Source organism: Maribacter spongiae (genome assembly GCF_047345125.1).
Lineage (GTDB): Bacteria > Bacteroidota > Bacteroidia > Flavobacteriales > Flavobacteriaceae > Maribacter.
Genome location: NZ_JBLFEQ010000003.1, coordinates 394,794 through 414,954, shown reverse-complemented (window position 1 = coordinate 414,954; position 20,161 = coordinate 394,794). Strand labels below are relative to the sequence as shown.

Sequence of the window (20,161 nt, the reverse complement as noted above, 5' to 3'; positions counted from 1 at the left end):
CAAATACGATCTGCGACTCCGAATACTTTGATCGTTTCATAAGCAAATACTTGTTTAAAGTTAAACATTTATTCGCCCGATATTCTCTACTTTTAAACTGTCCGGTTTAGCGGGAGGAGGTCACGTTTATAAACTCCAAATACAATTGTTTTACCATAGGCTCCTCATCCTCTTTTTCCTTTTTTACGTTTAACGCCAAAGAAGGGTTCATCAACTTCCATTTTTTCTTTAAAGGATTTTTCTAATTCAAATAATTCTGCTATACGAATACGTAAGGCCGTTAATGTTTTATTGATGCTATTTCTACTTAGACCAATTGATTGACTGATTTGAGTTGCATTTAAATCAACTGAAAATAGCTTTATCAGCTCTCTAAATTTAGCCGCCGAAATTCTTGAACGATATAGATACTTGTTATGCATTAACATGACCGGTACTAAGCAAAATTAAACATTGCTTAAGTTGTCATGACCCTTATTAAAAAAGAAGTTTAAATATTCAAGTAATCTATAAAAACTAGTTTTTAATCTATTAAGTCAACGTTCCTACTTATTTTTTAATTTAATTTGCATCTCAGATGCTATATGCTCTTAAATAAATTATGATAAGGACTTTAAATATTATCAATGATTACTGTTTAATTTTACTTGTATTTTCCATAACTTTTGAGAGTTGGGACCCTTTTCAATTAGTAGGGACAGTTTCAATCACCTATATCACAACTATACTTTATTTAGCAAGCTGGGTTCCATTGATTGGCAGGAATTTTCATTTTGCACCCCTAAAGAAATTCGTAATACCACTACTATTATTTATTTGTGTTGTGTTAATTTGTTCTGCTTTAAACTCTGAATATGTAACTGAAATAAAATATGCATTTGGCTACAGAACACTTCTCTTAATAGTGTTTATGACTTTTATTGCTGCTCATCTTTATTGTAAGCCTAAAATTTTGCCTTTAGCCTTGAACAGCTATATAGCTAGTATGCTTTTGGTTTTTTTATTGGTTTCACTTGGTAACGGTGTCACTTATGAACATGGTAGGTTAAGGTTGTTTGGAGAGAATCCTAATATTATGGGAGCAAAAGCTGCTTTAGCTTTCCTTATTGCTATTTCACGACTAATTAATAAATTCTCCATTAAAAGATTACTAGTCATTAGTGCCATTTGTATACCCTTTGTTAGTATAGTTGCTACGTCTGGTTCACGAGGAGCTTTTGTATCTATGTTTTTGGGACTTGCTGTTCTGCTCTGGTTTAGAAAGACTTCAGTTCTCAAGAAATCGGCATTAATCATTTTTGGAGTACTTGGCTCTGGTATGCTGATAACCTATTTATTGGAATCAAATCCAATAATGGCAGAACGCTTGTTAGCAACCGTGGAAAAGGGTGATACAGGAAGAAATGTTTTATGGGAGGGAGCTTTTAATGCAATTAAGGATAATGTTATCATTGGGGTTGGATTCGAAGGTGTTATACCTACGATGTATAAGTATTCGGGAATTTATTTGGTACCGCATAATATTTTTCTCTACGTTTTTATCGCGGCTGGCCTTCCGGGAATAATTTTATTTATGACTTTTCTGGTCAGGTTGACCAAATTACTTTTGGTTCATTTTAAAAGGTCTGGGGATTCTTTAAATCTCGTATTATTCGTGATTGTCATCTTTAATATGTCTAAACAAGGTGGTAGTATAGGGAAAATATTATTCTGGTTCTTTTTTGCGGTGTTGATAGGTTCTACTGTCCACATATTATCCAATGTTAAACAAGAAAAACTAGCTCAATGAAAATATTGGTAGTATCCAATAATTATCCTTCGTTAAAAAACCCATCAAGGGGTGTATTCGTTTACAATTTGATACAGCAATTTTGTAAGTTGGGACATGAGGTATCTATAATATCGTCAGAAAACATCTTGACTTCCAAACGCAAAAAGGTTGAAACTTATGGGATAGAGAATTGTACCGTGTACCGCCCAAAAGTTGTTTCAGCATCCAACATGCAAATAGGGTCATTTAACACGTATAAAGTTGCCGAGTTAAGTCAAATTAAAGGCATAAAAAGAATTGTTAAAAAACATAATCTGAAATTTGATTTTGTTTACGCCCATTTTATGATGAATGGAATTAGTGCTGTAAATGCACTGAAAAGTTACAATAAACCTTTTTTCATTGCTATAGGAGAAAGTGATCTTATAAGGTTGACCAAAATGTATCCTAAGGATTACTTCAATCAAAGTATTAAACAGATACGAGGTTTTGTTGCTGTTTCAAACAAGTTAAAAAATCAATTAATTGGTTTTGGCATTCCCGAAAACAGCATATTTATGAAACCAAATGCTGTTGACCTGACAAGATTCTACCAAAGGAATAAGGCAGCAATGAGAAAGAAATATAAGCTGCCCATGGATCTTAAGTTGGTCGCTTTTGTAGGTAGGTTCTTACCTCATAAAGGACCTTTGCGAGTATTGGAGGCCGTTCAGAACCTGAACAATGTTGGAGCTCTATTTATGGGGAATGGACCTCAGGAACCGGTGGGTTCCTCAGTTGTTTTTAAAGAAAGCGTACCTTCTTCTAAAATCCCCGAGATACTATCAGCAGCTGACATTTTTGTTCTTCCAACCCAAAGGGAAGGGTCGTGCAATGCTATAGCTGAGGCTATCGCGTGCGGATTGCCAGTGGTGTCGTCAAAGATTCCAGAAGTAATGGATCAATGTCACCCTTCTTTTTCCATTTTGGTAGACCCTATGGATGTGACCGCTTTGGAAAGTGCTATAGGCTCAATCCTCAGCGATGAGGAAAGAAGGACAGAAATGTCCAGGAACGCCTTGGAATACTCAAAGAATTTTGAAATTGGTGAAAGGGCTTCTAGCATTCTTAACTTTGTTGAGGGTATGATGGAAGAATAGAGTCAACGGACATGGGTTTTAAAAATTAATACCACTGTTTAAAAAGCCTGTTTTAAGCAATAAAAATTTGGAACAGTTAACAAATAAGAAAACTTTATGAAAGACAGACAAACTATCATCTATATAATGTCTAATGAACGATCTGGGTCTACTTTGATTGAGAATATCCTCACCAAATCTTCCCAAATTGTTTCGGTAGGGGAAACGTATCTTTTAGGTGGTTATATTCATAAAGTTGGCCCTGGTTTCACTTGGGATTGGAATTGTTCATGTGGTAACAGTTTATTGGAATGTGATTTTTGGAATAAAATATATCGACACCTGAACATTTCGGATCCTCGAGAAATAAAAAACACAAAGATTATCTATCCAAAAAGGAAAGATAAGGGTCGTCAAAAATCAAAGAATGATGAGGTAGCATCTTTGATGAACCAGATTTACGCATCCGTCTTTGAAACGGCTAATTGTAGCATAGTGGTTGACTCCTCTAAGAAAGCATTTCATGGGACATCTCTTTATCAAAATTCTCCTTATAATTTTAAGTTCATCTATTTAAAAAGGGATTTGCGGGCCGTAACATTTTCAAAGCAAAAGTGGCGAAAAAAATACGGCGCAAAAGATATAAGCCTTCTTAAATTACTTATTGCCAACTATATACACAGATTGTGGTGTTTTATTATGCTTAGGAAGGTAAATAAAAAAGATGTTTTTTACCTCAAGTACGAGGATTTTTTTGAAAGGCCTCAGCAGACCTTGGACGATATGTCAAAATTTTTTGGATTTGATTCCTACGAGATGCCAGAATTTATGGAACTGGTCAATGACCATACTATTGCAGGTACACCTAACCGTTTTGAGAAAAGAAAGATAAAATATGATGCCAAATGGTTGAGTAATGTAAAAAAGCATCCGCTTATCAATGCGTTGGGCATAATACTCAATAAAATCGGATGAGTCTTAGCGGCAAAATTAAGCACGCAGGTAAATGGCAGTCATTATCGGTGCTCTCCCTAAATGTTTTACAGATTCTTTACTTTTCTATCATGACCAGGCTTTTGTTCAAAGAAGACTATGGTCTTATGGCGATTATCAATGCCATCATAGGCATTGGGAATATTTTTATACAGGGAGGTATGGGTGCCGCATTAATGCAACGTAAGGAAATAAATAACAGACATATTAATGGCGCCTTGCAAACCAGTCTTCTTCTAGGAGTAATATTGTATACCATTTTTTATATTATGGCCCCATCCATTGCATCGGCATACAATGACCTTAGGTTGAATAATCTCATTAAAGTATCGTGCCTGAACCTCATATTACTTGCGCTGAGCAATATTTCGATCAATTTGCTCTTAAAAAATTACTCTTTTAGAAATGTCGCTATAGTTAATATTATCTCAAACGTAATTGGTTATGGTACTGGTGTTTATTTAGCTATGAATGGTCATGGGGTATGGTCTCTTGTTATTGCCACCCTCATTGCCTCATCACTAAGTTCAATAGCTTTGTTTCATTTGGCTCCTATAAGAATCAGCCTCAAGGTTCATTATAAAGAAGCCCGTCAGCTGTTTGGTTTTGGTTCCGGTATGATGTTATTGACCTTTAGTAACTTTTTATCGAGAAATGGGCTGAATCTGATATTTGGAAAAATCTTTGCCCAAGATATTCTGGGTGTCTATGAAAGAGCCTCTAGGGTAAAGGAAATACCGAGTGAATTTCATGCAAAGATTGTAAATCAAGTTATGTTCCCTGTGATGTCCGAAATCCAGGATGAGAAGGAAAGGTTGATTAAAATTTACAAATTTGGATTAGGGTTTAGCAACTCAATTATGATTCCCACTACAGTTTTTCTAGTTTTTTTTTCAGCAGAAATTGTACAAATTCTTATGGGGACAAATTGGCCAGAAGCCGTCTTACCCCTGCAAATTATGTTTCTTATTCTAACCTTCAGTAATGCCGGAAAAACGACAGATGTGGTTATTAAGGCCCAAGGCCTTGTTTATAAAAATGTTACTCGCAAGTACATTTTTACGGTAATCATTATAGTACTCTCAGGTGCTTTAGGTTATTTATACGGAATCAATGGTGCGGCTGTTGGAATTGTTATAAGCCATTTTATAAACTATTTGATGATGATCGTTTTAGTAAAAAATATTTTTAAGGGATCTATTGGAGAATATTTTTATCAACCCTTGGTGGCAGGATTGAGATTGGGGTTGTATTTAGGTATTTTGATTTTTGCCTATAAGTATTTATTTAATTTATTTGGAAAAACTGATGTTACTATGTTTATTGCATTTACGGTAGTGTTGTTGATATTATGTGCTGCTTTGTTAAAGTTTAAACCTTCTGTATTTGGGCAATATTTAGAATTGGCAATTAGAAACACATTGAAAAAAGGGTAATACTCTTATTTTATGAACCGACGCCAATAAATTTCTGGGGAAGTGGTAGAAGATCATGGAATATTGACGATTCGGTAATAAAAAAGGTGGTGAACAAATCCATAGAGCTAGATTATCCTCCCGCGGTTTTTAAAAGTACCATGATATGAGCTTAGAACCTTGCCAACCAATATAGAGGCTTTAGTAAATGATATTTTGAAACCTATGGTAAACCTTCTGAAAATAAAGACGATAGGTTATTCTTATAATCCTTGTTTCTTGGCAGTTAGTCAAAATCTACTATTTATTAGCACGTCCAGAATATAAAATTTGGACTTACCATTGGTAATTAGGCCTTCGGAAGATTTAAGAATTATTTTCGTTGGTAACGGAGATTACAAATTAAAAATTAATCGGAATATCAACCTACCTGTGAGACTTTAAGCTTGTACCATTTTATTCCATCTGGAATACTCCAGCTATAAATTTCGCATATCCCATATTCCAATACGTTTTGTCAATTTGGGATAACTGCAAGATTTTAAAACGCTATCAACGATCATTGTTCAAGACTGACATCTCCATAGTACAGAGCGGAGTAGATTAATTCATTCCAGAAATCCAAACTATTTGTTAAAGAAAAGGGTAGTTCATCGAATAAAAAAATCGGTGAAATCCAAAAGCGTAGTTCATTCCGTAAAATATTGAACGCCAAATAGGTATTTCATCGAAAAACTGAAACTATTTGCCGATGATTGTTGAATTATAAATATTTTTATCAAACCCAATTTAATATTCTGGAACTCAATTTATTTAACCTTATGAAATCTTATACCCCAAATCCTGTTGTATTATTGTGCCTTATTTTTAGTGTTTTTTTCTTTTCTTCTTGCAGTAAGGATTCAGATTTATTACTTGATCTCGTCCTTTTGGATCCTGAAACAGACCCTATAGAAAGTGATGGTACCGACGGAAGTGACGAAGAAGAGGGAAGTGAGCCAACAGAGCCTACCTCTAAAGGTGATGGTGTTAATTTATTATTAAACGGAACTTTTGAAAATTCCAATGAATGGGAGTTACTGAACGGTAGTACTGCAACTGGTGGGGTTTTAAGGATAATTACAAGTGGTAGAATACAAGGGAGCCGTTCAAATTGGTCGGCACAATACCCCAACATATCGGTAGAGTCGTTTTATATAATGCGTAGGTATAGGCTGACATTTACTGCTAGGCGGGTTTCTGGTAATGATGTCTTTCGCGTAGGCCAAAGATTTTGGAATGTTTTTGATGACAACTTAACACAAGACTTTAAAACCTATGTTATAGAGTATAACGGCAAGGGCAACCCAGGCGGTAACGACCTTGTATTTGGCGGTGATGGTGATGGTGATGTTTTTGAGATTAAAAACGTTATCCTCGAAGACATTGGGGCAAGAACTTCAAAAGACGGTACTTCAAAAGACGAAGAAACAGGCTTACCGACACAGATAGCCTTTAGCACGGATTTTGAAACTGACCAATGGGGGGCAAATGGCGAAAAAGAACCAGCAGGGAATTTTTGGGAGGTTGACCACGGATTGCCCAGAACCACAGATCATCGGGATTCGCCATTGAAATCAGGGCGTAATGGTGGCAGGGCATTATGGTTGGGCGATTACAACAATGACATAAAAAGAAACGAAGTAGGAAAGGACAACGCTTTAAGTTTTAGAGAACATTGGATGGGGGTTTCCGTTAATATTCAAAATAAATTGCCCGAAACTAGAATATTAATCCAAAACAGGTTAATAGCCAACGGAAGTAGTAAAACGGTAAACGCCATTTCATTAAGACAGGCAGAGGAAGATGGAAAATTGTATTTCAGCTTATCTACTGATGTAAATTCCGTTGATACACGACCTGCAAACGGGGCAGGTTCCAATACCGAATCAGTGTTCTTTGATTATACAGAGGGTGAATGGATTGATATTGTAATTCACTATAAAGGGGCGTTCGGGTCAGATTACAAAGGGCCGGATACTTCGGAAATGTCAAGAAGATTGGGCATGGATGTCAGAAGTGACGGCTTTATAGAGATATGGGTGAATGGTAAAAAGATAGTTGACCACGTAGGCACTACCGCCTACAGATACGCTCGGCATGGACAAGAGGTCACTGGCGATATCACACCTAAAATCGGGACATATTGGGGCGGTGCGTTTTCGCCCCAAGGCGATGTGTATTATGATAATTATAAGATATGGATGGGTCCAAATGGAACCTATCAAGACGTTGATTCAAGTAAATAAGTAAGATTAAGAGTGTAAAAACAAGAAAAAAATAGCGTACTGGTTTTTTCTAGCAATGGGAATTGTCGGGGTGAACTTTCAGATGTACGGGTTTTTCACGGGGCATATTGAGTTTAACCTACAAGCTTAATCAGTGGCATGATGTTGTTATATATTGGAAGCCCAACCAACCCCAACGGAGATGGGAACAACAAGGACGGGGCATTGAAGATTTGGATAGATGGAGATGTTGTTCTTGACAAGGTAAATACAACTACAATTTATAGGAGAACAAAGGGGAATAATATTGTATATAATAAATACACACCTAAGATTGGTCCTTATGTCGGTATTAAAGAAAAGGTGGGGGAGATACATTAAGTCATGGAAAGGTCCAGAAGGCACTTATGAAGATGTTGCTCCCGGTAATCAGTCCAAATGGTTCTTCGCGCCATCAGGCAAGACAATAAAATCCTGACAATGCTGTTAGGATTTTATTTTATGTTTAATATTTTAAGTTTATTAAAGTCTGGCATCTACATGTTCTTTTAAAATGCCTTTTACATCGTATAAAACTCCATTTTTAAAAAGCATGGACCTTAAGTTCATTTCCAAAAAGTCATCATGGGCAACAGCCAGAACAATGGCGTTAAATTTATCGTTGGGCAAAGTGTTGATAGTATTTATGCCATACTCTTGATAAGCCTCGTCAGGGCTGGCCAATGGATCAAAAATCGCTACATTGGAGCCATGGCCTTTCAGGTTGTTGACGACATCAACGACCATGGAGTTTCTCACATCCGGACAGTTTTCCTTAAACGTAATTCCCAAAATCAAAATTTTTGAACCTTTTACCTTGATATCATTTTGAACCATTAATTTCACAACCTCGGACCCCACATAGTTCCCCATGCTATCATTCATTCTTCTTCCTGAAAGGATAATTTCGGGGATATATCCATATTCCTGGGCCTTTTGGGCCAAATAATAAGGGTCTACCCCGATGCAATGCCCACCTACCAATCCAGGTTTAAAGGGAAGGAAATTCCATTTGGTTCCAGCAGCTTCCAAAACGGCATGGGTATCTATACCCATTAAATTAAAAATTTTGGCCAGTTCGTTTACAAAAGCGATATTGATGTCTCGTTGAGAATTCTCAATTACTTTAGCTGCTTCTGCAACTTTAATACTTGGAGCTAAATATGTGTCGGCCAAAATTACAGAAGCATAGAGTTTGTCAACTTTCCTCCCAATTTCAGGAGTTGAACCAGAAGTAACCTTTACTATTTTTTCAACAGTATGTCTCTTATCTCCTGGATTGATGCGTTCAGGGGAATAGCCTACAAAAAAATCTACATTGAATTTTAGACCACTACTATTTTCAAGCACTGGGACACACTCTTCTTCCGTAGCTCCAGGATACACAGTAGATTCATAAATAACAACATCCCCTTTTTTCAATATCTTGCCAACGATTTCACTAGCCCTATATAATGGAGTTAAGATAGGCTTATGGAAACTGTCGACAGGAGTAGGCACCGTTACGATATAATGGTCGCAATCTTTTATATCCTCAACTCTATCGGAACAGTACAGTCCAATATTTATTTTAGGACTTTCTCGTATAATTTCCTTTAAATCAGTAACTTTTACTTCTAGCGTTGTATCCACCCCACTTTGCAATTCGGACACTCTTTTTTTGTTAATATCAAATCCGATGACGGGATACTTTGTCGCAAATAAGCGAGCTAAAGGCAAACCAACATACCCTAAACCTATTATTCCAATTTTAGGAGTTTTTACTCTTGGCACTACCATGAATTATTTCAATTAAAATTTATTTTTTCCTATTTGGAAATATTCAAATCCAAGTTCTTTCATGATTTGGTCATTATATTGATTGCGGCCGTCAAAGATAATGGGTTGATTAAGTTGTTGTTTTAATTCTTCAAAATCCGGAGACCTAAATTCCTTCCATTCGGTCAACAGAATCATAGCATCGGCACCTTGTAAAGTTTCATATTTAGAATTGTAATAGGATACATTGGATACGCCCTTAAGGTAAAAATGTTTTGCCTCATCCATAGCTTTTGGGTCGTAGGCGTGTATTTGCGCACCCCTTTTCACCAAGTCTTTTATAACATAAATAGCAGGTGCTTCACGCATGTCATCGGTCTGTGGCTTAAATGCCAACCCCCAAATGGCAAATGTCTTTCCCTTTAAATCCTCCCCAAAGCGGTTGACTACTTTTTTTGCGATAACGAATTTTTGGTCATTGTTCACATCCTCAACAGAGCTGATCAATCGCGCGGTATAACCATGCTCTTGGGCAGTTTTCTTAAGGGCCTTTACGTCCTTGGGAAAACAAGATCCTCCATAACCACTGCCGGGATAGATAAAGCTATAACCAATTCTGCTATCAGAACCAATCCCAATTCGCACTTTATTTACGTCTGCGCCCACCAATTCGCAAATATTGGCCACTTCGTTCATAAATGAAATTTTGGTAGCCAACATTGCATTGGCCACATATTTCGTCATTTCTGCCGAGCGAACATCCATGATGATCAGTCGATCCATACTACTTCTGAAAAATGGGCTATATAAATTACGCATTTTTTGTGTTGATGTTTCATCATTGGATCCAACGACCACGCGGTCAGGTTTCATAAAGTCATTGATAGCATCCCCTTCTTTTAAGAATTCTGGATTAGAAACTATATGAAAATCAATTTCCATATTTCGGTTGTCCAATTCTTTTTGAATGGTCTCTTTAACCTTGTCGGCGGTTCCAACAGGAACAGTCGACTTATCTACAATAATCAGTGAATGATTCATATTTTGGCCGATTTCCTTGGCTACTTGCAATACATACTGTAAATCTGCAGAGCCATCATCACCCATTGGAGTTCCTACTGCGATAAAGGCTATATCACATTTATCCAAATGTTTGGCCAAATTGGTGCTAAAACGTAATGTGTCACTTTCTATATTTCTGCTTACCATAGCCTCCAAACCAGGTTCATAAATAGGGATGACTCCTTTTTTAAGATTATTTATTTTTTTTTCATCGACATCGATGCAGGTTACAGTGTTGCCCATTTCAGCAAAACAGGCGCCACTTACCAAACCTACATAACCAGTTCCAATAACAGTTAAATTCATTTTATTATTATTTTAAATTTTCCCAATACTAGTTTACCGCTTCTTTCAATCCAGTGTTGATATCATATTGAGGGTTTATATCCCAGTAATTTTCTTGCCTTGTTAATTGATGCCAAGGAATGCGGAACATCACCTTGATGGTTAGGACCATATTTAACTGATGCGCTTGCTATTTTCTTATCGAACACACTCAAGTATTTCTTGAGAAGACCAACAAGTTCGTTTAAATCAGTACGCTCCCCATAGGCTATATTGTAAACGGTATTCACGGCTTCAGGATTATCGGTTAGCATAGACCTTATGTTCAGCGGCTTGATGTAAAACATGATCAATTTCGAAACAAGCTCGTTGACAATCTTCCAAATTACGAATATCTCCTTCTACTAGGTGAAAATTGGGATTGGAAAGAAATTGTGCAATATTTTCTCTTTTTCCAGTGGCGAAATTGTCTAGACAAGTAACAATGTTACCATTTTTAAGCAACACTTCGTACAAATTGGATCCAATAAATCCAGATCCACTGGTTACTAGTATTTTAAACTCCGAATTAAGTTTCAAGGTGTATGGAGTCATAAATCTTTGAAATGAAATTAATACCCTTGACATTCATTTTGTCAAGAAATAAGATGCAAATTAAACTAAAATTTAAGTAAAAAAATGATTTTAATGGTTGTATCATATGAAATTATGGACATAATGATCGTTTGTATTGCAAATAAAATTTTCAGGGAGAAATCTTGCAGAACAAAATCGAATTTTTTGCCCTATAAAAAGTGTTCTTTAATTTATCGCTTGTTGAGAATTGGATACTTTATAAAAAGATAAACAACTATATAACACATTAAAAATGTGAATAATTACAAAAAAATCAATTGCTCCGCTTAAAACAACACTAAAAAATGGAGATTAGATGCCATAATATTGTTTATGCCATTTAACAAATTCCTGTACACCATCCTCTATTGAGGTATTCGGACTATAATTATAATCCTTGATTAGGTCATCAATATTAGCCCACGTTTTTGTTACATCACCAGGTTGCATGGGAAGCATTTCTTTTTTTGCAGTAATTCCAAGATTTTCTTCTATAGTCTCAATAAAATCCAATAATTTAACAGAGTTGTTGTTTCCAATATTATATAGTTTGTATAGTTCCTTATTTTCTATTCTTTTCTGGTTGTTTTTTTCAATTATGCGAACGACGCCTTCGACAATATCGTCTATATAAGTAAAGTCCCGCTCCATATTACCATTATTGAAGACTTTTATAGGGTTACCTTTTAACATGGCGTCCGCAAACAAGAACATTGCCATATCTGGCCTTCCCCACGGTCCATACACTGTGAAAAAACGTAATCCCGTAGTAGGCAAATCAAATAAATGACTATAGGTATGAGCCATTAGCTCATTACTTTTTTTAGTTGTTGCATATAAACTGATGGGATGATCAACATTGTCTGAGATCTTAAAAGGTACCTTCTTGTTTAATCCATATACACTTGAACTACTTGCATAGACCAAATGTTTAATGTCGTGATTACGACAGCATTCCAAAATATTTAAAAAACCAACAATATTACTATCTATATAAGTTTCCGGATTCTCCAAGCTATACCGAACCCCTGCCTGAGCTGCCAAATTACAGACCACCTCAATGCTTTCCTTCATGAAAAGTTGAGGTAGGGAGGCCCGATCTTCTATGTCCATACGAATAAATTTGAAGGCTTCGGGATATTTTGTACTTTCTGTTGATAAGTTAAACTTTTCTGCTTTATTTATATCGATACCCAATTCATTGAGACGTGCATATTTTAAGCTTATATCGTAGTAATTGTTAATATTATCTATTCCTACTACCATATGGTTGTTTGCTATTAACTTTTTGATGACATGGTATCCAATGAATCCAGCCGCTCCGGTAACTAAAATTTTCATAACTTTTTTGTTCAAAATTTATTAAAGACCATAAATAATAGATCAATCAATTAACGCTTTATTCTTAAAATTATTCTTAATGTCTGTCAATTAAATCAATAATCATTTTCTAATCAGAACTAGTCGATTTTTTAACTGAACATCTTGACAGATTATCGATTGTTAAAGTATGATTTTATGGACCGAAATACAATACATTGACTCATTAAAATAATCATGAATGGTATTAAGCCGAGTTTATCAACACCTTTGCCGAATTATCTTAACAAGTTTCTTTTCATTCGGATATTACGGGTAACTTTATATTTAGATTTGCTGAAAATGGTTCTAGTGTAAACAATTATTTTTTAGAGAGAAATTATCAGCGTTATTTTCATTAATTATTTTGCATTGTTTTATTGCAGTGCTATCTCAAGACAAAATAACTTAACCATAATTGAAAACAACTATACAAAATAAAATTTGGCTTTCTTCTCCTCATATGGGAAATTCTGAGGAGGTATTTGTAAAGAAGGCTTTTAAAACAAATTGGATAGCCCCTTTGGGACCAAATGTATCAGGTTTTGAAAATGATATTCAAAATTATATAGGGAATGACATTAATGTTGCAGCTTTAAGTTCAGGAACAGGAGCCATTCATCTGGGGTTGGGAATATTGGGTGTTGGAAAAGGAGATGAAGTATTATGTCAGAGTTTTACTTTTTCAGCTTCTGCCAATCCTATTACGTATTTAGGGGCAACTCCGGTTTTTATAGATAGTGAACTTACTACTTGGAACATGTCGCCAAAATTATTGGAAGAAGCTATTGTTGACAGAATTAAAAAATATAAGAAACCTAAGGCCATTATTGCGGTACATTTATATGGTATGCCTTATGATGTAGGAGGTATTAATGAAATCGCTGGTAAATATGACATTCCGGTTATAGAAGATAGTGCAGAAGCGCTTGGAAGTACGTATAAAAATCAAAAATGTGGTAGTTTTGGGGATATTGCCGTGCTTTCATTTAATGGAAATAAAATCATAACTACATCGGGAGGTGGTGCACTTTTATCAAAAAAGAGTGATTACGTTGACCAAGCTATTCATTTATCAACCCAGGCAAGAGATGATGCTCCACATTACCAGCATACTAAAATAGGCTACAATTATAGGATGAGTAACGTCCTTGCCGGAATTGGTAGGGGGCAAATGCAAGTATTACAGAACAGGGTAGATGCCAGAAGAAGGAACTATGGATATTACTTGGAGAATTTGAGTTCTTCTGGTGAAATTGAATTTTTAGAAGAACCCAAAGGGTTCTATTCCAATCGTTGGCTTACTTGTATTTTGACGCCTTCTTTTGAGATTAAGGAAAGAATACGATTGGCTCTATTAAGGGAAAATATAGAGTCTAGGCCTTTATGGAAGCCTATGCATATGCAGCCTATTTTTAAAGATAATTTGAACTTTTCGGATGGCACTTCAGAAGACTTGTTTAATAGAGGGCTTTGTTTACCGAGTGGATCCAATTTGACCAAAAACGACTTAGTGCGTGTTGTCTCGAATATTAAAAATATCTTAAGATGATACAAAAATACTTAACCTATAAAGCTCAACGCTATGCTTCCAAATGGTTGGTATTGGCGATAGACCTTTTTATTGTTGTTGTTTCATTTATCCTATCTTACCTTATAAGGTTCAACTTAACATTAAGTTTTGAGGTCAACGAACTTTTTATACAACTTCCCTTAGTAATAGTGATCGCTTTAATTTCCTTCGTAATTATTGGTTCCTACAAAGGGGTGGTGAGGCATACAGGGGTGAGGGATGTTTACAATATTTTTAATGCTATTTGCCTTTCAAGCATATTATTAATATTTCTAATTATTGGGAATAGACACTTCCAGGTAATGGATGATTTTACAATTCCCCTATCTATTATAATAATTAATAGCCTCATTAGTTTTGTGGCCTTAACGGCATCTAGATATATCTTTAAATCCATTTATCAACATATAACGGGTGGAATAAGAAATACGAAAAATGTTCTTATATACGGAGCCGGGGAATCGGGAATCCTAACGTACAATACAATTACGAACCATTCTAAAAGCAACGCCAAAGTAATAGGTTATATTGATAATGATAATAAAAAGGTTGGAAAAAGTATTAATGGGGTCCAAGTCTATAACAAAGAAATATTAAATGAGCAATTTATCTCTAAAAACGATATTGCAGAAATTATTTTTTCAATCCAAAACATTGATGCCAAGCGATTAAGAAGTATAGTGGAAAGCTTAGTGGATTTTCCGGTGAGGGTTAAAATTGTTCCTCCAATTGAAGACTGGATCAACGGAGAGCTCAAAGTATCTCAAATTAAAAATGTACAAATTGAGGATTTGTTGGATAGAGCTCCAATACAGATTAAAAATAGTAAGATAGCAAAGGAATTGGCGGGTAAGACTATAATTGTAACTGGTGGTGCCGGTTCTATCGGTAGCGAAATAGTCAGGCAAATATGTACTTATTCATATAAAAGCTTAGTTGTGATAGATCAGGCGGAGTCGGCCTTATATGATCTCCAACAAGAATTGAAGCAAAATGGTTTTCACAATTTCCTGCCAATTGTGAGTGACATCAGGGATAAAAATAGACTTAATGTCATTTTTGAAGAGCATAGACCGGATATGGTCTTCCATGCTGCGGCTTACAAACATGTTCCGTTAATGGAATATAATTCCTATGAAGCTATCAAAATAAATATTGCCGGGACAAAAACGGTTGCAGATCTCGCTATTGTTCATGATGTTGACAAATTTGTATTCGTTTCAACGGATAAAGCCGTTAATCCTACTAATGTCATGGGAGCAAGTAAACGAATAGCCGAAATGTATATCGGCTGTATGCAGCAGGAAAATAAGACTAAATTCATCACTACAAGGTTTGGTAACGTTCTAGGCTCTAATGGATCTGTAATCCCCCTTTTCAGAAAGCAAATTGAAAAAGGAGGTCCCCTTACACTTACCCATAAGGATATTACCCGTTATTTTATGACAATCCCCGAAGCTTCTCAATTGGTTTTGGAAGCGGGATCCATGGGTGAAGGAGGGGAAATATTCATTTTTGATATGGGCGAGTCCGTTAAAATTTATGACTTGGCAAAAAATATGATTAAATTATCGGGACTAAAGTATCCGGAGGATATTGATATTAAGATAACCGGTTTGCGTCCAGGGGAAAAATTATATGAGGAATTATTGGCCAATGGAGAAAATACTTTGCCGACCTATCATAAAAAAATAAAAATCAGTAAAGTTAGGGAGTTGGATTATGCAAAAGTAAGATCCAAGATCGATGAACTGTGCATTACTAATATGTTCTTTAATGGAAATACCGTTAAGTTAATGAAGGAAATTGTTCCCGAATATGTTTCTAATAATTCGGTATTGTGCGAATTAGATGAAAATAAGGATGATATTAAGCATAATGCGCCCAATCTTAAAATAGTACAGTCTTAAACTTTTGATTATTATTGCAATTAAATACAATCTCCATGTTTCAAAAAACCAGAAATTTTAAACTTATTGTCCTCCACTTAGTGGTTTTAGTTTTTTTCTTTTCCTCCTGTGCTTCAAGAAAAGACGTAGTATATTTTCAAGATGCAGGTAATTTCGAGACCTTGGTCAACAATAACGGTTTTGTTTCAAAATTCAAGGTAGATGACCTTGTTTCCATTCATGTTTCTTCGTTAAACCCTGAGGCAAGTGTACCTTTTAATCTTTTTAGGGGTGCTACGGAAGGAGGGTTTCGAGCTGAACAAGTGGATTATTTGGTGGATCAAGCTGGTGAAATTGATTTTCCGGTTATTGGCAAACTCAAAATAGAAGGACTTTCTCCCGACGAACTACGAGTTCTTTTACGGGATCGACTTTCGGAATATTTAAAAGATCCAATCATTAATATAAGGTTGGGTAATTTTACTGTAACCATATTGGGTGAAGTAAATCGTCCAGGTACGTATCCGGTGAATGGAGAACAAATTACCTTATTAGAAGCTTTGGGGTTGGCAGGGGATTTAACAATAAGGGGAGTGCGTGAAAATGTTTTGGTAATCAGGGATTTTAATGGGACCAAGGTGTATACTCGAATAGATTTAACCTCCAAGAGCATGGTAAAATCCCCTATATACTATCTTACCCAGAATGATGTTGTTTATGTTGAACCTAACCAATCAGGAATAACGGCATCATCACTTGATAATAGAGCAACCATTGCAATTTCCATAGCTTCAATATTAATTACTTCTACTGTTTTGTTATTGACAAGAAATTAAAGATATTCTTATAATTAAAGAATGAGCACACCAAACGCCAGTTTTTCGAAAGGAAGCACAGACCATCGCGACTTAATTAAACCCTATTTAAAGAATTGGAAATGGTTTATTATGTCCATTATTGGTGCTGTGCTACTTGCTATTTTATATATCCGTTATGCTGTTCCCCAATATGCGGTCCAAGCAAAAATTCAAATATTGGAAAATCAAAGTTCAGCTTCCGAACTTGGTGCATTTACTGATTTGAACATTTTGGGTGGTGGCGGAAATAATGTACAAGATGAAATAGAATCCCTAAACTCTAGGACTAATCTTAAGGAAGTTGTCGAAAAATTAGGTCTGAACAAAAAGATAATTGCCTTAGGAAATGTCAAAAATACCGTGCTATATGATAATCCTCCTTTTAAAGTAAATTTTTTAGCTCCAGATTCCATTCTTCAAAAAACAGAACACGAGTTTTTTATTACTTTGGCTACGAAAACAACTTTTGAATTTGCCAATAAAGAGGATGAACCTTTTAAGGTACATTCATTTGGGAGGCCGATTCTTTCTTCCTTGGGCGAATTGATTATTACCCCGAGTGCTTTGGATATTGAAGCATATAGTGGAAGAAAATATGAGGTTAAGGTAAGTCCCATAGCGGCTGTCGCAGAGGATTATCAAAAAAAATTATTGATTAACGTTACAGAACTTTCGAACATAATTACGATAGGATTGAATGACGCAGTAAAAAAGAGAGGGGTAGATATAATAAATACCTTAATAGCCACCTATAACCAAAATGCTGTTAATGATAAAAAGGCGATAGCTGATCGAACCTCAAGTTTCATAAATGACCGTATTGCTGACATATACGGTAATTTGTCAAATGTTGATCAGGATGCAGAAGAGTTTAAAGCAGGCCGGGGATTAACAGATATTGCTGCCCAAACTAACATCAATCTAAGTATTGGAGCCTCAAATCGACAAGAATTGCAGAATGCTTCCGTGCAATTGGATATTGCTTCTGCGATGAAGGATATTGTGGATAATCAAGAAGGCTATGAATTGCTTCCATCAAATATTGGTCTTAATGATGCTTCGATAGCTGGCACAACGGCTCAATATAATGAACTGGCTTTGGAGCGAAAGCGATTGCTGGAAAGTTCCAATGAGAAAAACCCGATTATTGTTAATTTGGACCAACAGTTGGCCGGTTTAAAACGGAGTATGCAGTCTAGTCTAAATAGTATGACCAATAATCTAGGTCTTCAGGTAAATAGTCTTAATGATCAAATGTCCAGAATTAATTCCAGGATTTATTCTTCACCTAAAAATGAGAGAGCGCTACGAGATATTACAAGACAACAACAAACTACAGAACAGTTATATTTATATCTATTACAAAAGCGTGAGGAGTCACAGATTACCTTTGCTTCAGCATCCCCTAAATCAAAGATAATTGATAGTGCCTATTTGGCCAGTACTGACCCTGTTTCGCCCAAAAAGCCCATCATTTTATTAGCTTCGATAATACTCGGATTTTTGGTGCCTTTTTCCATAATTTATCTTAAGGACCTAATGGACAATAAGGTTCAAAATAAGATTGGTTTGGAAAAATTGACTGGTGACATTCCTGTTTTAGCAGAATTGCCCAAGATTTCAAGAAAAGAGAGTACCTTGGTCAAGGTTGAGCAACGTACCGTTTTAGCAGAATCTCTGAGAATATTGCGGACAAATCTGGATTATATAATCAAATCTAAAAAGAAAGACATTGGAGGAAATGTGATTTATGTTACTTCCAGTGTTCCAGGAGAGGGTAAAACCTTGGTGTCTTCAAACTTGGCCATGATTTTTGCAAATACCGATAAAAAAGTACTACTCATTGGTGCTGATATCAGAAATCCTAAGATATACCAATTTTATTCTGGAAAAAATGTGGATAAATTAGGCAGACCTACTAGGAATAAAGGCGATAATGGGCTTACTGAGTATTTGGTGGACAAAACCTTGGAAACCAAGGATATTATTTCAAGTATGTTGGCTCATGAACAAACTGTGGATGTCATATATTCCGGGAAAATACCACCAAACCCTGCGGAACTCTTGATGAATGGGAGAATGAAAGAATTATTAGATGGTGTAGTCGGTCAATATGATTATATTATTGTAGATACGGCACCGTTAATGGTGGTTACGGATACCTTGTTAATAAGTGAATATGCGGATCAGATTCTCTATGTAACTAGAGCTGGCATGACCGAATTAAAAGTGTTGGAACACCCTCTTAAACTTCATAAAGAAGGAAAGCTCAAAGGATTGTCCTTTATTGTAAATGGTGTAAAGGAATCTAACTTAGGTTATGGAGGAAAATACGGCTATGGTTATGGTAAAACCACTAAAAAATGGTGGAAATTATAAACGCTCTTAAAAAGACATGTTTGTTCTTTGGATAATTGGTTGAAGTGTATTAACCACTTTTTCGCTTAGTTGTATCTCTTTAAGACTATTGAGCTGGTTTGAATTATGGATATCTGACCCTACAAAATCAATTAAACCTTCTTCCAATAGCTTAAGGGCCATTTGCTGGACTTCCCTACCATAGTACTTACTTAAGGATAAAAGATTCAATTGATAGTGAAGCCCTTGTTCTTTGTACTCCCTATGTTTCTTAAGGTTTCCATGGAGATATAGATATCTTTCAGGATGTGCCAATATAGGAAAGTAACGGTGCTCTGCTATTTTTTGAATTGCCTCATCAAAGTTGATAGATGCTTGCAAATAGGACATTTCTACTAATAAATAGTTATTGGTCAAAGGCATTACTTTGTTTTCTTCCAATAGGTTTTCAAAATTGGAATCTATCATATGTTCCGCTGCAAAACTCACAGAGACATCGCCTAAACTCTGGTTTTTCAATTCTGTTTGGAGTTTGCTGTGCGAATTTTTAATGGTTTCAGGAGTATTTGGATAATAGCTGTGCATAATATGTGGGGTGCAGATAAAGTCGGTAACCCCAAACTTGCCAAAACCTCTAATTAAGGCAATAGATTCTTCCACAGTTTTTGCACCATCATCTATACCAGGTAAAATATGATTATGGATATCCACAAAACCTTCTAGATAGTCTATTAAATAATTTTTCTTTGAAAAAAAACTAAACATAAAATTTAGGGATTTGTTTAATATTTAAAGCTCATTG

General features: G+C 35.7%; 14 protein-coding genes and 2 pseudogenes. 10 read left to right on the top strand and 6 right to left on the bottom strand.

Translation table 11 applies throughout. The annotated features are described in order from the left end of the window. Window positions 1–319 precede the first annotated feature (319 nt). A pseudogene (locus ACKWB9_RS06595) lies at window positions 320–428 on the bottom strand (IS1595 family transposase); the annotation flags it as partial. Between the two features lie 173 nt (window positions 429–601). On the opposite strand from ACKWB9_RS06595, the gene ACKWB9_RS06590 reads away from it, so the two are divergent. The 6 genes from ACKWB9_RS06590 (at window position 602) to ACKWB9_RS06565 (ending at window position 7,945) form a co-directional block, all read left to right on the top strand. Continuing rightward, complete coding sequence (locus tag ACKWB9_RS06590) at window positions 602–1,789, top strand: O-antigen ligase family protein (protein WP_414002208.1); 1,188 nt, start codon at window positions 602–604, stop codon at window positions 1,787–1,789. Next, window positions 1,786–2,910: a glycosyltransferase gene (locus tag ACKWB9_RS06585; protein WP_414002207.1), complete on the top strand. Its 1,125-nt coding sequence runs from the start codon at window positions 1,786–1,788 to the stop codon at window positions 2,908–2,910. The genes ACKWB9_RS06590 and ACKWB9_RS06585 overlap by 4 nt, the downstream gene beginning before the upstream one ends. A 126-nt stretch (window positions 2,911–3,036) precedes the next feature. Further along, complete coding sequence (locus ACKWB9_RS06580; RefSeq protein ID WP_414002206.1) at window positions 3,037–3,864, top strand: hypothetical protein; 828 nt, start codon at window positions 3,037–3,039, stop codon at window positions 3,862–3,864. After that, the gene (locus tag ACKWB9_RS06575) at window positions 3,861–5,318 is read left to right on the top strand and encodes a lipopolysaccharide biosynthesis protein (RefSeq protein ID WP_414002205.1); all 1,458 of its coding nucleotides are present in this window, start codon (window positions 3,861–3,863) and stop codon (window positions 5,316–5,318) included. The genes ACKWB9_RS06580 and ACKWB9_RS06575 overlap by 4 nt, the downstream gene beginning before the upstream one ends. 800 nt (window positions 5,319–6,118) lie before the next feature. After that, on the top strand, window positions 6,119–7,585 hold the full coding sequence (locus ACKWB9_RS06570) for a heparin lyase I family protein (protein WP_414002204.1): 1,467 nt from the start codon (window positions 6,119–6,121) through the stop codon (window positions 7,583–7,585). A 138-nt stretch (window positions 7,586–7,723) separates the two neighbouring features. Further along, window positions 7,724–7,945 (top strand): hypothetical protein, encoded by a 222-nt coding sequence (locus ACKWB9_RS06565; RefSeq protein WP_414002203.1) that lies wholly within the window; start codon window positions 7,724–7,726, stop codon window positions 7,943–7,945. 141 nt (window positions 7,946–8,086) lie between these two features. Here the strand turns inward: ACKWB9_RS06565 and ACKWB9_RS06560 are convergent, their stop codons facing one another. From ACKWB9_RS06560 to ACKWB9_RS06545, 4 genes and pseudogenes are all read right to left on the bottom strand, one after another. Next, on the bottom strand, window positions 8,087–9,382 hold the full coding sequence (locus tag ACKWB9_RS06560) for a nucleotide sugar dehydrogenase (protein WP_414002202.1): 1,296 nt from the start codon (window positions 9,380–9,382) through the stop codon (window positions 8,087–8,089). 12 nt (window positions 9,383–9,394) lie between these two features. Beyond that, window positions 9,395–10,729: a UDP-glucose dehydrogenase family protein gene (locus tag ACKWB9_RS06555; RefSeq protein WP_414002201.1), complete on the bottom strand. Its 1,335-nt coding sequence runs from the start codon at window positions 10,727–10,729 to the stop codon at window positions 9,395–9,397. A 28-nt stretch (window positions 10,730–10,757) separates the two neighbouring features. Next, a pseudogene (locus ACKWB9_RS06550) lies at window positions 10,758–11,302 on the bottom strand (GDP-mannose 4,6-dehydratase). Between the two features lie 333 nt (window positions 11,303–11,635). Continuing rightward, entirely contained in the window at window positions 11,636–12,664 is a 1,029-nt protein-coding gene (locus ACKWB9_RS06545; protein WP_414002200.1) for an NAD-dependent epimerase, read from the bottom strand. A gap of 481 nt (window positions 12,665–13,145) precedes the next feature. On the opposite strand from ACKWB9_RS06545, the gene ACKWB9_RS06540 reads away from it, so the two are divergent. From ACKWB9_RS06540 to ACKWB9_RS06525, 4 genes are read left to right on the top strand one after another with little or no spacing between them, the layout of a single operon-like run. Next, window positions 13,146–14,234 (top strand): DegT/DnrJ/EryC1/StrS family aminotransferase, encoded by a 1,089-nt coding sequence (locus tag ACKWB9_RS06540; RefSeq protein WP_414002217.1) that lies wholly within the window; start codon window positions 13,146–13,148, stop codon window positions 14,232–14,234. Continuing rightward, entirely contained in the window at window positions 14,231–16,165 is a 1,935-nt protein-coding gene (locus tag ACKWB9_RS06535; protein WP_414002199.1) for a polysaccharide biosynthesis protein, read from the top strand. The genes ACKWB9_RS06540 and ACKWB9_RS06535 overlap by 4 nt, the downstream gene beginning before the upstream one ends. A 35-nt stretch (window positions 16,166–16,200) precedes the next feature. Continuing rightward, window positions 16,201–16,980 carry a polysaccharide biosynthesis/export family protein gene (locus ACKWB9_RS06530; RefSeq protein ID WP_414002198.1) on the top strand — a complete coding sequence of 260 codons (780 nt, stop codon included), beginning with the start codon at window positions 16,201–16,203 and terminating at the stop codon, window positions 16,978–16,980. A gap of 21 nt (window positions 16,981–17,001) precedes the next feature. Continuing rightward, window positions 17,002–19,380 carry a GumC family protein gene (locus ACKWB9_RS06525; RefSeq protein ID WP_414002197.1) on the top strand — a complete coding sequence of 793 codons (2,379 nt, stop codon included), beginning with the start codon at window positions 17,002–17,004 and terminating at the stop codon, window positions 19,378–19,380. Window positions 19,381–19,386: 6 nt separating this feature from the next. On the opposite strand, the gene ACKWB9_RS06520 is transcribed toward ACKWB9_RS06525, so the two are convergent. Continuing rightward, entirely contained in the window at window positions 19,387–20,124 is a 738-nt protein-coding gene (locus ACKWB9_RS06520; protein ID WP_414002196.1) for a tyrosine-protein phosphatase, read from the bottom strand. Between the last annotated feature and the right edge of the window lie 37 nt (window positions 20,125–20,161).

Coding starts and splice junctions, on each gene's coding strand:
- ACKWB9_RS06535 (WP_414002199.1), top strand. CDS start 14,231: ATGATACAAAAATACTTAACCTATAAAGCTCAACGCTATGCTTCCAAA.
- ACKWB9_RS06570 (WP_414002204.1), top strand. CDS start 6,119: ATGAAATCTTATACCCCAAATCCTGTTGTATTATTGTGCCTTATTTTT.
- ACKWB9_RS06555 (WP_414002201.1), bottom strand. CDS start 10,729: ATGAATTTAACTGTTATTGGAACTGGTTATGTAGGTTTGGTAAGTGGC.
- ACKWB9_RS06525 (WP_414002197.1), top strand. CDS start 17,002: ATGAGCACACCAAACGCCAGTTTTTCGAAAGGAAGCACAGACCATCGC.
- ACKWB9_RS06545 (WP_414002200.1), bottom strand. CDS start 12,664: ATGAAAATTTTAGTTACCGGAGCGGCTGGATTCATTGGATACCATGTC.
- ACKWB9_RS06580 (WP_414002206.1), top strand. CDS start 3,037: ATGTCTAATGAACGATCTGGGTCTACTTTGATTGAGAATATCCTCACC.
- ACKWB9_RS06565 (WP_414002203.1), top strand. CDS start 7,724: ATGATGTTGTTATATATTGGAAGCCCAACCAACCCCAACGGAGATGGG.
- ACKWB9_RS06530 (WP_414002198.1), top strand. CDS start 16,201: ATGTTTCAAAAAACCAGAAATTTTAAACTTATTGTCCTCCACTTAGTG.
- ACKWB9_RS06575 (WP_414002205.1), top strand. CDS start 3,861: ATGAGTCTTAGCGGCAAAATTAAGCACGCAGGTAAATGGCAGTCATTA.
- ACKWB9_RS06520 (WP_414002196.1), bottom strand. CDS start 20,124: ATGTTTAGTTTTTTTTCAAAGAAAAATTATTTAATAGACTATCTAGAA.
- ACKWB9_RS06560 (WP_414002202.1), bottom strand. CDS start 9,382: ATGGTAGTGCCAAGAGTAAAAACTCCTAAAATTGGAATAATAGGTTTA.
- ACKWB9_RS06540 (WP_414002217.1), top strand. CDS start 13,146: ATGGGAAATTCTGAGGAGGTATTTGTAAAGAAGGCTTTTAAAACAAAT.
- ACKWB9_RS06590 (WP_414002208.1), top strand. CDS start 602: ATGATAAGGACTTTAAATATTATCAATGATTACTGTTTAATTTTACTT.
- ACKWB9_RS06585 (WP_414002207.1), top strand. CDS start 1,786: ATGAAAATATTGGTAGTATCCAATAATTATCCTTCGTTAAAAAACCCA.